The organism is Shinella sp. (assembly GCF_049651085.1).
Classification (GTDB): domain Bacteria; phylum Pseudomonadota; class Alphaproteobacteria; order Rhizobiales; family Rhizobiaceae; genus Shinella.
This window is the reverse complement of the sequence record NZ_JBASBL010000007.1, coordinates 91,695-104,744: the sequence shown is the minus strand read 5'-3', so window position 1 is coordinate 104,744 and position 13,050 is coordinate 91,695. Positions and strand designations below refer to the sequence as shown.

The following is a 13,050-nucleotide window of genomic DNA, read 5'->3' as shown; positions in this document are numbered from 1 at the left end:
TTTTGGCGCAAAACCGCTACGCGCTTTTGCTGGAATTGCCGTTAAAGGCGGCCTGTGCCGCTGCAAGCCGCGCGATCGGCACGCGGAAGGGCGAGCAGGACACGTAGTCAAGCCCCGCCTCTTCGCAGAAATGGATCGAGGCCGGATCGCCGCCATGTTCGCCGCAGATGCCGAGCTTGAGGTCGTTGCGCGTGCGCCGGCCGCGTTCGGCGGCGATGCGGATGAGTTCGCCCACACCGTCGAAATCGAGCTGCACGAACGGGTCCTGCTCGACGATGCCCTTCTGGATATAGGTCGAGAGGAAGGCGGACGCATCGTCGCGCGAAATGCCGAAGGTCGTCTGCGTCAGGTCGTTGGTGCCGAAGGAGAAGAATTCCGCCGATTCGGCGATGACATGGGCGCGAAGGGCCGCGCGCGGCAGCTCGATCATCGTGCCGACGAGATATTCGATGGCAACGCCGGTCTCGGCGATCACCGCTTGGGCGACCGCCTCGATGCGCGCCTTCACATAATCCAGCTCAGCCTTGAGGCTGACGAGCGGCACCATGATCTCCGGCACGACGGCAGCGCCCGTCGTGCGGGCCGCCTCGGCGGCGGCCTCGAAGATGGCGCGGGCCTGCATCTCGGCGATCTCCGGATAGGAAATCGCGAGCCGGCAGCCGCGATGGCCGAGCATGGGGTTGAACTCGTGCAGCGTATCGACGCGGCGGCGCAGCACGGTCTCGTCGATTGCGAGCGCGCTCGCCACTTCGGCGATCTCCTCGTCGCTCTTCGGCAGGAATTCGTGCAGCGGCGGGTCGAGCAGGCGGATCGTTACCGGCAGGCCGTGCATGATCTCGAACAGTTCGGCAAAATCCGAGCGCTGCATGGGCAGCAGCTTGCCGAGCGCCGCGCGCCGGCCGGCCTCGTCCTCGGCCAGGATCATCTCGCGCATCACATTGATGCGGCTGCCCTCGAAGAACATGTGCTCGGTGCGGCACAGGCCGATGCCTTCCGCGCCGAAGGAACGGGCCGCGCGCGCATCCGCCGGGGTTTCGGCATTGGTGCGCACCTTCATGCGGCGCGTGCGGTCGGCCCATTCCATGATGCGGCCGAAATCGCCCGAAAGCTCCGGCTGGAGCATGGGAATCTCGCCCTTCAGCACCTGGCCGGAAGACCCGTCGATGGTGATGATGTCGCCCTTCCTCAGCGTGATGCCCTGCGCGATCAGCAGCTCGTTGCGCAGGTCGACGCGCAGCGTGCCCGCGCCGGACACGCAAGGGGTGCCCATGCCGCGCGCGACGACCGCCGCGTGGCTCGTCATGCCGCCGCGGGTGGTCAGGATACCTTCGGCGGCATGCATGCCGTGGATGTCTTCCGGGCTTGTCTCGATGCGCACGAGGATGACCTTGCGGCCTTCGTCCTCCGCCTTCACCGCCTCTTCCGAGGTGAAGACGATCTCGCCCGTCGCGGCACCGGGCGAGGCCGGCAGGCCGGAGCCGATGACGTCGCGGCGCGCACGCGGATCGATGGTCGGGTGCAGCAGCTGGTCGAGCGAGGCGGGATCGATGCGCGCGACGGCCTCGCCTTCGCTGATCAGCCCCTCGGTCGCCATGTCGACGGCGATGCGCAGGGCCGCCTTGGCGGTGCGCTTGCCCGAGCGGGTCTGGAGCATCCAGAGTTTTCCCCGCTCGATGGTGAATTCGAGGTCCTGCATGTCGCGGTAATGCCGCTCCAGCCGGTCACAGATGCCGCGGAACTCGGCAAAGGCCTCGGGCATCAGCTTTTCCAGCGACGGGCGGTCGGAACCCGACGCGATGCGCGCCTCTTCCGTGATGTTCTGCGGCGTGCGGATGCCGGCGACGACATCCTCGCCCTGCGCATTGACGAGGAATTCGCCATAGAGCTTGTTCTCGCCCGTCGACGGGTTGCGCGTGAAGGCGACGCCGGTGGCGGACGAATTGCCGAGATTGCCGAAGACCATGGCCTGGACGTTGACGGCCGTGCCCCAGACGGCGGGGATATTGTGCAGCGTGCGATAGGTGATGGCGCGGGCGTTCATCCAGCTGGCGAAGACGGCGCCAATCGCCCCCCAGAGCTGGACCTCGGGATCCTGCGGGAATTCCTCGCCCAGTTCTTCCCGGATGATTTCCTTGTAGCGGGCAATGACGTGCTGCCACTCGACGGCGGAGAGTTCGGTATCCTGCTCGTGGCCGAGCCGGCCCTTCTCATCCTCCAGAATCTCCTCGAAGACCTCGTGGTCGAGCCCCATGACGACATCGCCATACATCTGGATGAAGCGGCGATAGCTGTCCCAGGCAAAGCGCGCATCGCCGGCGTCGTGGCCGAGCGCCTCGACCGTGTGGTCGTTGAGGCCGAGATTCAGCACCGTGTCCATCATGCCGGGCATGGAGGCGCGCGCGCCCGAGCGCACGGACAGCAGGAGGGGCCTGGACATATCGCCGAAGACGCGGCCGGTGATCGTCTCCATCTGGCGGAGCGCTGTCCGCACCTCGGCCTTCAGGCCCTCAGGCAGGGCGCGGCCATTGTCGTAATAATGATTGCAGGCGGCGGTGACGATGGTGAGGCCGGGCGGCACCGGCAAGCCGAGATTGCACATTTCGGCAAGGTTCGCGCCCTTGCCGCCGAGCAGATTGCGATCGCCCGCGCTGCCTTCGGCACGGCCTCCCCCAAAGGTATAGACCCACTTCTCCATCGACGCCTCCCCAAATGCGTTAGCGCAATCTACAGGAAGTGCATCCCTTTGAAAACGCGGCATGACAGGTTATTTGCTGCACTGCGTCAAAATTGCGACGGCAGCGCAACAACGCAGGAAATCCCATGCAAAAAGCCGCGCTCCGGGAGGAACGCGGCCTGCGACCGCCAGATGAAACGATTTTCACCGCAATAGCGATGCCGCTTCAGCTGGAAATGTTCTAGTTTCCTTCGATGGATAGCCCCTGCTCGTCCACCCGGATTTCGACGCCGTCCGGCTTCTTTTCCTGCTGGTAGGCATAGTAGGAAAACCCGGCCACCACGACGACGAGGGCGCCGATGATCATGTAGAGTGCATTTCTATTCACGTTTGATCCCCAATTGAACTGGATGCCTGTGGATCGCACAGGCGCCGGTCAATGCGTCAGGGCGGATTTTGTTCCGGCGGGTCGCGCGTCAGCATGATCTGGAGCCGGTTGCGCAGCGTATCGGACTGCGCCGTCCCGTCCGAATCCTTCAGCCCATGCGACATGGCGTGGAAACCCAGCGCCCGGTAGGCCTCGAACTGCTCTTCGGAGAAGAACTGGTCGCCGGTCGATTCATGCGGGAAACTCGGGTAGCGCTTCTCGTAGTCGAGCACATAGGTGCTTTCGTCGCCCGTGACCGAAGCCTTGATATAGACGAGGATCCCCTCCTTCTCCGGCGCGACCTGCCTGTTCGCCTCGAAAAGCGCGGGATAGCTGATCTTTCCGACGACCGCGTGGCCATGCGCCGGCGCCTTGAAGGACAGGACATCCGCCTTCTTCAGCTCTGCCTGCCGCTTCAGCACCGCCTCGCGGATGGCTGCGACCGGCACGTCCATGCGGATGCCGAGGTCGATGCGGGCAAAGCGCTCGACATCGACGAAGGCGGAGAAGGTCATGGCCGGATCGGCCTCCGCGTCGGACACCACGATCACGTCGCAGCGGCGCTTGAGGAGCTGGTAGAGCCCGAGATTGTCGATATGCCCGCCGTCCGAGACATAGACCTTCGGCCGGTTCTCATCGAGCCGCTTGAACATCTCGAGAAAGAGATAGGGGATCTTGAAGTCCGATGCGGACGCCTTGCTGCCCGTCTTGCCGACGACAAGACGGTTGGGGTTGCGCAGCCAGTAGGCGAGGCGAATGTTGAGCAGCGCTAGCGTCGGCGCAACGAGCGGGATCCCCGCCCGCCCCATGGCGGAGGAAACGGCGGCCCCCGAAATTGCCGCCACCGTGGCAAGATCGAGAGACGGCTCCGCCTTCTGGTACTCTTCCGTCGGCACATATTGCGTCGTTTCCGACCCCACATGCCGCGGCGTGAAGGTGAAGAAATCCGCATCGCGCGCCCGCTTGTTGTGCTCGGAATGCTGGATATTGACCGCCGCATTGACGATCAGCTGCGGCCGTAGCGGACGCTCGTCCGCGCCGCTTCCCACCGTGGCAAGTTCCGTGAGCCGATAGCTCCGGTTGCCGTCCCCCATGTTGAACGCGGTGTTGAGACGATCGCGATAGAGACGATGAAGGGAATTCGCATTCTCGGTGAAAAGGCTGCCCACCATCGCCAGCACCATGGAGAGCGCCAGATAGTCGATCGCGATGCGATAGACCCCGCGCCGCCACGCCTCCAGATGCGGCGCCAGGTTCCAGCCGACGAACAGGACGACCGCCAGAAGCAGGACGATCGCCACAAGCGAGCGGACGCTGCCCGCGCTCCGCCACGCGCCTTCTTTCCACCAGCGCCGGCTCAGGAGGGTTTCGCCCACGAGCCCGACCATAAAGGACCAGATGGCGACCGACACCATGAGCCAGAGCGGCAGAAGCAGGAGCCAGATCGCTCCGAGGCGATCCGGCAGGAAGACGAACGCGGCAGGGAGCCCCTTGCCATGATCATGCAGGGCCAGCACCACCACCCAGAGATAGAGAACGTAGAGCAGGAGAGGCAGCGCGGCGGCGAGCAGGACGAGCACCAGACCGCTGACGATCTTGTCGAAGCGGGCGCGCCACGGGCCGTTCTTGTCGGCGGCCTGCATGTAGCCGACGAGCGTGCGCCAGAAGACGGTGAGGAGCGCATTGCCGGAAAGCAACACGAAGGCCGATGTCTGGAACGAGAACCAGCCTGTCCAGATGCTGCCCGTATCGCGCCATTGCAGCAGCTTCGCGATGATCGGCGCCTGCAACTCGCAGAGGAAGACCACGAAGATCACCACGAGAAACACGGCCGTGAGCCCGGCCCAGCGGGAACCGGGGTCCGACTGATCGCTGTCGCCGCGCGCGGCGGACCGGACCAGCCCCCACAGCACAAGCCAGAGGACGAGCGCCACACCCAATAGCTTCGTCAGCACCAGCCATGTGCCAAGATAGACCTTGCTGCCGGCTTCCTCTCCGAATGCGGTATGGACCCAGGAAAGGCCGAGCGCCTCCCGCGTGGGACTGGCGAGAAGCGTCAGGCTAGCGGCGAGGAAAATCGCGGCCGCCACCATGACCGCATTGACCGCCAGCCCCCGCAGGATGATCCCGAGCGAGACGACAAGGTCGAATTTGCCCGTCGGCATCAGGTAGCGGCTGCGGTCGCGCAGGTCCCGCACGACATCGTTGTCGGCGATCTCGTTCGCTCCCATGCCGAGCCGGTCGGTCGTTTCATCGATCCCGAAGGGGAATTTGCCCTGAAGCCGCTTGATGCCGGCAATCAGCGCCGCGCCGGTATAGCCGCCACCGGAAACGGTCGAGAGAAAGTCGATCTTGGGAAAGAGGCCATGGACGTGAAGGGCCTGCACGACGCCGAGGCTGAAGGCCGCCGAGCGAATGCCGCCGCCGGACAGCGAGAGGCCGATCTCCCGGGAATCCTTCGATTTGCGCGGCGCCGCCCACTCCGCTTTGGTTTCCATTTCGGCCGCGCCGACGACCTCGCGGAGTTCCTCCTTGAAGACCGTGTCGAACGTCCGGGGCTCGACCCGCCTGCCCGCCTCTTGCGGTGTGGTGGCCTTTCCCGCCTGCTGCTCGCGTCCGTCCTGCGGCCCGCCATTGCCATCGACAACATCAGCCATGACACCCCCCGGATATCGTTCCCGGAATATCCTGCGACAGGGTATGGCAGTGCTTCAAAATTACAAATTGTATTTTTCCGGCCGCGCATCGCGCCGCCGCCTCGCAAAGCTAGACGGCTTCGCGCAGCTGTTCTGCCGTCTGCAGGTCAACCGACACCAGCTGCGAGACGCCCTGCTCGGCCATGGTGACACCGAAGAGGCGGTTCATGCGGGCCATGGTGATGGGGTTGTGGGTGATGATGACGAAGCGGGTCTCGGTGGAGGCCGCCATCTCGTCCATCAGGTTGCAGTAGCGCTCGACATTGTGGTCGTCGAGCGGCGCGTCCACCTCGTCCAGAACGCAGATCGGCGCGGGATTGGTGAGGAAGACGGCGAAGATCAGGGCCATGGCCGTCAGGGCCTGCTCGCCGCCCGAAAGCAGCGTCATGGTCTGCGGCTTCTTGCCCGGCGGGCGGGCGAGGATTTCAAGACCGGCGTCGAGCGGATCGTCGCTCTCGATCAGTTGCAGCTCCGCCGTTCCGCCGCCGAAAAGGTGGGTGAAGAGGCGCTGGAACTGCACGTTCACCACGTCGAAAGCGGCCAGCAGCCGCTCGCGGCCCTCGCGGTTGAGGCTCTGGATGGCCGAGCGCAGCTTGCGGATCGCCTCGATGATATCCTCGCGCTCGGCGACGATGGCATCGCGCTTTTCCGTGAGTTCCGTCTGCTCTTCCTCGGCGCGCAGGTTCACCGCGCCAAGGCGCTCGCGCTCGATCTTCAGCCGGTCGAGTTCGCGTTCGCGCTCGCGGGGGTCCGGCAACGGCGCATCGACCGCATGGCCGGTGAGCCGCAGCGCCTCGTGCGGCGCGCAGGATAGCGCCTCGCGGATGCGCGTCTCGCCCTCGACCCGGCGTTCGCGGGCGGAAACAAGGCGCTCCTCGGCGCGCCCGCGGGTTTCGCGCGATTCGGCAAGCTGCGACAGGGCCGTCACGGCGATGCGGTCGGCCTCGCGCTGGCGGTTCTCCGCTTCCTGAAGCGCGTCTGCGGCCTCCCGGCGGGCGGCTTCGGCATTGGTGAGGCCGGTCAAAAGCTCCCGGCGCTTTTCCTCGATCTCGTCCGGCGCTTCGGCCAGTTCCTCCATCTCCTCGCGGGCTTCCTCCTCGCGCTCGCGCAGCGTCGTGATGTGGCCCTGCGCATTGGCCGCCCGGCTGCGCCATGTCTCGCGCTCGGCGGCAATCGACATCAGCCGGCGCTGGCGGTCGGCCATTTCCCGGGCAAGACCGTCATGGGCAGCGCGCACTTCGGCAAGCGTCGCCCGGTCGGTCGCAACTTCCATCGTGCGGCTGCGAAGGCCGAGTTCCAGATCGGCGAGATCCGGTGCGTCTTCCAGCGCGGCGCGTGCATCCTCCAGCGATTCTGCCGCCTCCTCCACCTGCGCCTCAACCTGTCCCCTCGTCTCGTAGAGTACGGCGCGGCGGCGGATGAAATCGCCGGAAGCGCGCTCGGCGGCTTCCAGCGCCTCGCGGGCTTCGGCAAGCGAACGGACGGCGGCGCGCTGCGCCTCGCGCGCCTGCTGCTGGCGCTGCGTTTCGGCGCGGATCGTTTCCGTGGCGCGGGCAAGATCGGCTTCGGCGCCGGCAAGGGCGGCGCGAGCCTCTTCCAGCTCGGCCTGGAGCTCGGCGAGGCGGTTCTTCTGTTCGAGGCGGAGCGCGGCGGCACTCGGCGCATCGGCGCCGGTAACATGGCCGTCCCAGCGCAAGACCGCGCCTTCGCGGGTCACGAGCCGCTGGCCGGGCTTCAACTGCGGCAACAGCGACAACGCCTGTTCCAGGCTGCCGGCAACACCGATCTGCGCAAGGCGGCGGTGCAGCACCTCAGGCGCGCGGACATGGGCATCCAGCGCGGAAACGCCGGGCGGAAGCACCGGATCGCCCGAAGCGTCACCCGACAGGCGCCAGTGCACGGGGGCGGCGATATCCGCCGGAGAATCGAGATCGTCGCCGAGCGCGGCACCGAGCGCGGTTTCATATCCCCGGTCGACATCGACATCCTCGACCACCGGCGCGAAGGAACCGCCGGCAACACCCGCCTCCAGCATGCGGCGGATGGTGCGGGCCTCCGTCTCGATACCGGCAAGGCGGGCGCGGGCGCCATCGACCGGACCGCGCAGGGCGGATTCGTTGAAGCGGGCCTCCTCCAGCGCCTCCTCGACAGCCACGAGCAACTCGCCCGCCGCTTCCACCGCTTCCTCCGCCCGCTGAACGTCCGCCCGGCGTTCTTCCGGGTCGGGCAGCGCGGCGATGCGGGCGTCCATCTCGGTCAGCTCGCGCGCCTGTGCATCGAGCTGCTGGTCGAGCCGCAGGTGGCGTTCGGAAAGATCGCGGATCGCCTTTTCAAGCTGGTTGCGCACTGCCTGCGCTTCCGCCCGCGCGGCGGTGACCGTGGCAAGGGCGGCTTCACTTTCGGCAAGTTTCCCGGCGGCCCCGTCCATCGCCTCGCGAGCAGACTGCGCGCGCTCGTCGGCCTCGGCGAGGATTTCGCCGATTTCTTCCTCTTCCGTCGTCAGCCGCTCCAGCACGGCGGCATTGTCAGCCACCATGCGCTCTTCGCGGGAAATATCCTCGGCAAGCTGCGCAAGGCGGCGGGTGAGTTCGTCGCGGCGGCGCAGCAGCCGGGCGGAATCCTCTTCCAGCTGCGTGCGGGCGATCTGGAGACGCTGGAGCACGGCGGCAAGCTTCGCTTCGTTCTCGCGCAATTCCGGCAGCTTCAGGCTGGCGACGGCCTGGTCCTTGGCGGCCTGCATCTGCGCATTCGCGCGCTCGGCGACAAGCGAGGTCGCCTGGTTGAGCTGGCTTTCCGCCTCACCCTCCTGCTCCTTGGCCTGCACCCAGCGGATATGCAGCAGCATCGCCTCGTGGCGACGGATATCGGCCGACAGCGCCTTGAAGCGGTTCGCCTGGCGCGACTGGCGCTTCAGGCTTTCGATCTGGCTTTCGAGCTGCGAGGTGACGTCGTCCAGCCGCTCAAGATTGGTTTCGGCGGCGCGCAGGCGCAACTCCGCCTCGTGGCGGCGCGAATGCAGGCCCGAAATGCCGGCCGCCTCTTCGAGCAGCTGGCGGCGGGCCTGCGGCTTGGCCTGGATGAGTTCGCCGATGCGGCCCTGCCCGACCATCGAGGGCGAGCGCGCGCCGGTCGAGGCGTCGGCAAACAGCAGCTGCACGTCCTTCGCGCGCGCTTCCTTGCCGTTGATGCGGTAGACCGAGCCGTTCTCGCGCTCGATGCGGCGCGTGACCTGGATCTCGTCCTCGCCGTTGAAGGCGGCGGGGGCGGTGCGGTCGGAATTGTCGAGATAGAGGCCGACTTCGGCGGTGTTGCGCGCCGGTCGGTTGCCGGATCCCGAGAAGATGACGTCGTCCATGCCGGACGCGCGCATGTTCTTGTAGGAGTTCTCCCCCATCACCCAGCGCAACGCCTCGACAAGGTTCGACTTGCCGCAGCCGTTCGGCCCGACGACGCCGGTCAGGCCCCGCTCGATGACGAATTCGGTGGGTTCTACGAAGGACTTGAAGCCCAGCAGGCGAAGCTTGGTGAACTTCATGCGTTCACCTTGCCCTCAAAGTAAAAAGCGGGCGCACGGCTTCCGCCGTCGCCCGCCGGAAATCCGGTCGAAGGATCAGAGCATGCTGTCGATGAGGGCCGACATGGTGTCAACCGACATGTCCCCCGAATAGCGCTTGCCGTTGATGAGGAAGGACGGGGTCGAATTGACGCCGAATTCCTTGGCACCGCGTTCACGTACCGCGTTCACATCATCCAGAAGCTTCTGGTTCGTCAAGCAGGCCTGGAAGCTCTCCTGTGTAAAACCGGCAAGCTTGGACATCTGGAGCAGCGCTTCGCGGCCGTCCTGTGCCGCAGCCCAGGTTTCCTGCTGCTTCATCAGCATGGAGATCATCGGGAAATACTGCGAAGCGTCAGACAGCTCGGCCGGGTTGGCCGGCTTGCAGCGCGCCAGCATGAAGGCAGCGGCAGCGCGCGGGTCGAACGGGAATTCGCGCAGGATGAAGCGAACCTTGCCGCTGTCGACATACTTCGTCTTGATCGCATCGAACGTGTTGTTGTGGAAGGTCGCGCAGTGCGGGCAGGTCGTCGACATGTATTCGACGATGGTCACCGGCGCATTGGCCTCTCCGAGCGTCATGTCCGGCAGCGAGCCGGGCTTCACCGCTTCGGCCATGTCCACATCGCCGTCAGCGGTGGGAAGCTCGACGGACTTCGCCTCGGCAGCAGGGGCCTGGGCCGTCTCTGTCGTGCTGGCGGTCGTCGTGGTTTCGGCCTCGGTCGTCGCCGGCGTCGAGCTTGCGCTTTCGCTGGTCGCCGTCTGGCTGGTTTCGGGAGCCTTGGCGGTCTCCTCCTTCTTGTCGTCGGAGCAGGCGGCCAGCGTCACGGCGAGCGCCGCAACGGCAACGCCGGAAAAGAGGCGCTTCATCAGGCTCATTTCGGAAAGGGACATGGTCTCTCCTGTCGGAAGGGATAGGGAATTCTTGATCCGTTGATGCAATAGGCCGGAAAACCGCTTCGCACTTTTCCCGGAATTGCTCTGCGTACCCCCGTTATACCTGCTTTGGGGCAGGAACAAGCGGCGTTGAGGCCAGTAACTTCAAAGAATTGTGACCGTTCGATGATCGCATCCGGCCTAGCGGCGGCGTCCGATCACCGCAGTACCGAGCCTCTTCAGCGCCGCCTTCAGCGCTTCGCCCTCGATGCCCTCCACCAGCTCGTCGAGGTGGCGCGCGGCCTCGCCGGTCAGCGGACACGGCTTGGGACGGCGGCGCGACTGGGCGGCAACCGGCTTCTGCACGATGCGGATCTGGCTGATTGCCGGGAAGCCGAAGAAGCCGTTGATTCGCTGGATGATCTCGCCCTGCTGGTGGCTGAGGAAGAGCGCGCGCGCGCCTTCGCAGGCAATCGTCAGCACGCCCGGCTGATAACCGCCGCCCTCGCCCGCCATCTCGGAGGCCCGGCGCGGCCAGGCGATGCGTTCGGGTCGCGTGCAATCGGCAAATTGCGAACCGGCGATCTCGTCCCACGAGCCGAGCAGCATCGTGTTGATGCCGGCGCGCTTGGCCAGAACCGGATCGATCAGGGCATTGGCCACTTCGCTGATCTGCACGATGCCACGGCGCTGCTTCTGGGGTTTGCTGTTCACGCTTTGCCTTGTCTGTGTTTCATTCGATCCCGCCGCACATTTTCACTGGAGTTGCGGCAGGGAAAATATTCCTGTTTCCGCCGCGAAGCACTTGAAGATCGCGGATCACTCCGCCAGTTATAGGGCAATTCCAGCGAAAGTGTGCAGCGGTTTTGCGCCAGGCACCGCGTTACGAAAGAGGGTCGCTCCGATCCGTTCAGGCAAACCATGACCCAAGCCCACCGGACCGCGCCCGCAGACCTCCTTCTAGCCTGGTACGACCGGCACCACCGCGATCTGCCCTGGCGGGTGAGCCCGCCGATGGCGGCGCGCGGCGTGACGCCCGATCCCTATCGCATCTGGCTGTCCGAGGTCATGCTGCAGCAGACGACGGTCGGGGCGGTGAAGTCCTATTTCGCGCTTTTCACCGGGCGCTGGCCGACGGTGAACGATCTTGCCCGCGCCGACACGGAAGACGTCATGAAATCCTGGGCCGGGCTTGGCTACTATGCCCGCGCCCGCAACCTCAAGAAATGCGCCGAGGCCGTCGCCTTCGAGCATGGCGGCGTGTTTCCCGATAGCGAGGCGGGGCTGAAGGCCCTGCCGGGCATCGGCGACTATACGGCCGCCGCCATCGCCGCCATCGCGTTCAACCGTAAGAGCGCGGTGCTGGACGGCAATGTCGAGCGCGTCATCTCGCGCCTCCATGCCATCGAGACGCCCCTTCCCGCCGCAAAGCCCAAAATGCGCGCGCTCGTGGCCGCCATGACGCCGGAGAACCGGCCCGGCGATTTCGCACAGGCGATGATGGACCTCGGCGCGACGATCTGCACGCCGCGCCGGCCGGCCTGCGCGCTCTGTCCTTTCAACGCGGACTGTCGGGTGCTCGGGCGAGAGGACCCGGAACTCTATCCGCGCAAGGCCGCCAGGAAGGAAAAGCCGGTGCGGCTCGGCGCGGCCTTCATCGCTGAGGACGAGGCGGGCGCGGTGTTCCTGCGCAAGCGCGGGACAACCGGCCTTCTCGGCGGCATGACGGAAGTGCCGGGCAGCGCCTGGACGGCGCGCATCGACGGCGAGACGGACATCGCGGCCGCGCCCTTCCCGGCCGAATGGCAGGCGAGCGGTACCGTCACCCATGTCTTCACCCATTTCGAGTTGCGCCTCACCGTCTACCGTTCCAAGGTGTTGCGGACTGCGGGCGCGGGCGACGGGTGGTGGCAGCCGAAGGAGACGCTCGACGGCGAAGCGCTGCCGACCGTCATGAAGAAGGCAATAAAACAAGCGATACCCGACGCATTTCAGAAGGCGAGGAAAGCATGACCAGCATCGAAATCCGACACATTGTCTTCGACATCGGCAGGGTGCTGATCCACTACGATCCGCATATTCCCTTCACCCGCCTCATTCCTGATGATGCCGACCGCAACTGGTTCTTCGCCAATGTCTGCACCCACGACTGGAACCTGGAGCAGGATCGCGGGCGCGACTGGCAGGAGGCCGAGGCGCTGCTGATCGAGGCTTTTCCCGACCGCGTCGAGCATATCCGCGCCTTCCGCAAATACTGGCACGAGATGGTCTCGCACGCTTATGTGGAGAGCGTCGCGATCATGGAGGCGCTGATCCGGCAGGACCGCGACGTGACCATGCTCACCAATTTCGCGGCCGATACGTTCAAGGAAGCCCGCAAGCTCTTCCCCTTCCTCGACATGCCGCGCGGCGTCACCGTGTCCGGCGAGGTCGGCCTCATCAAGCCTGATCTGGCGATCTACGAGAAGCACGCACGCGACTTCGGCCTGTCACCGGCCCATACGCTGTTTATCGACGACGCCCCGGCGAATGTAGAGGGCGCGCGCCTTGCCGGCTGGAACGCCGTGCTGTTCACCGATCCGGAAAAGCTGAAGAGCGACCTTGCCGCGCACGGCATCGCGCTTTGAAAAAAGCCAGAAACCGAAACGCCCGGAGCCTATTGGGCTCCGGGCGTTTTCGCATTTCCGGGACTGAAGGTACAAAAACCGGAAAAGCGATATCCGGCCTGCCTTGCCGGTTGATCGGCCTTGGCTTTCCACAACGTTTTCCGTTGCTTGGCCTGATGTATTTGCCAGATGACAGTAAGCGCATGATGGTTAACATC

The 13,050-nt window shown here is 65.5% G+C and carries 8 protein-coding genes; 2 read left to right on the top strand and 6 right to left on the bottom strand.

What is annotated here, in order from left to right:
- Positions 1-16 precede the first annotated feature (16 nt).
- From ppdK to WA950_RS03720, 6 genes are all read right to left on the bottom strand, one after another.
- Entirely contained in the window at positions 17-2,695 is a 2,679-nt protein-coding gene (ppdK, locus tag WA950_RS03745; protein WP_424550341.1) for a pyruvate, phosphate dikinase, read from the bottom strand.
- Positions 2,696-2,915: 220 nt separating this feature from the next.
- Entirely contained in the window at positions 2,916-3,062 is a 147-nt protein-coding gene (locus WA950_RS03740; protein WP_424550340.1) for a hypothetical protein, read from the bottom strand.
- 56 nt (positions 3,063-3,118) lie between these two features.
- Complete coding sequence (locus WA950_RS03735; RefSeq protein ID WP_424550339.1) at positions 3,119-5,758, bottom strand: patatin-like phospholipase family protein; 2,640 nt, start codon at positions 5,756-5,758, stop codon at positions 3,119-3,121.
- Positions 5,759-5,867: 109 nt separating this feature from the next.
- On the bottom strand, positions 5,868-9,332 hold the full coding sequence (locus tag WA950_RS03730) for a chromosome segregation SMC family protein (protein ID WP_424550338.1): 3,465 nt from the start codon (positions 9,330-9,332) through the stop codon (positions 5,868-5,870).
- Positions 9,333-9,407: 75 nt separating this feature from the next.
- The gene (locus WA950_RS03725; RefSeq protein WP_424550337.1) at positions 9,408-10,244 is read right to left on the bottom strand and encodes a DsbA family protein; all 837 of its coding nucleotides are present in this window, start codon (positions 10,242-10,244) and stop codon (positions 9,408-9,410) included.
- A 183-nt stretch (positions 10,245-10,427) separates the two neighbouring features.
- A complete protein-coding gene (locus WA950_RS03720; RefSeq protein ID WP_424550336.1) occupies positions 10,428-10,940 on the bottom strand; it encodes a DUF721 domain-containing protein in 513 nt (170 codons plus the stop codon).
- Positions 10,941-11,147: 207 nt separating this feature from the next.
- Between WA950_RS03720 and mutY the strand changes: the two genes are divergently transcribed.
- Together mutY and WA950_RS03710 are read left to right on the top strand one after the other, a co-directional pair.
- Entirely contained in the window at positions 11,148-12,239 is a 1,092-nt protein-coding gene (gene mutY, locus WA950_RS03715; RefSeq protein WP_424550335.1) for an A/G-specific adenine glycosylase, read from the top strand.
- Positions 12,236-12,853 carry an HAD family hydrolase gene (locus WA950_RS03710; protein WP_424550334.1) on the top strand — a complete coding sequence of 206 codons (618 nt, stop codon included), beginning with the start codon at positions 12,236-12,238 and terminating at the stop codon, positions 12,851-12,853. Before mutY ends, WA950_RS03710 begins: the two co-directional genes overlap by 4 nt.
- Positions 12,854-13,050 lie beyond the last annotated feature (197 nt).

Excerpts from the sequence above, each read along its gene's own strand:
- WA950_RS03725 (WP_424550337.1), bottom strand. The coding sequence starts at position 10,244 with ATGTCCCTTTCCGAAATGAGCCTGATGAAGCGCCTCTTTTCCGGCGTT.
- WA950_RS03735 (WP_424550339.1), bottom strand. The coding sequence starts at position 5,758 with ATGGCTGATGTTGTCGATGGCAATGGCGGGCCGCAGGACGGACGCGAG.
- mutY (WP_424550335.1), top strand. The coding sequence starts at position 11,148 with ATGACCCAAGCCCACCGGACCGCGCCCGCAGACCTCCTTCTAGCCTGG.
- ppdK (WP_424550341.1), bottom strand. The coding sequence starts at position 2,695 with ATGGAGAAGTGGGTCTATACCTTTGGGGGAGGCCGTGCCGAAGGCAGC.
- WA950_RS03730 (WP_424550338.1), bottom strand. The coding sequence starts at position 9,332 with ATGAAGTTCACCAAGCTTCGCCTGCTGGGCTTCAAGTCCTTCGTAGAA.
- WA950_RS03710 (WP_424550334.1), top strand. The coding sequence starts at position 12,236 with ATGACCAGCATCGAAATCCGACACATTGTCTTCGACATCGGCAGGGTG.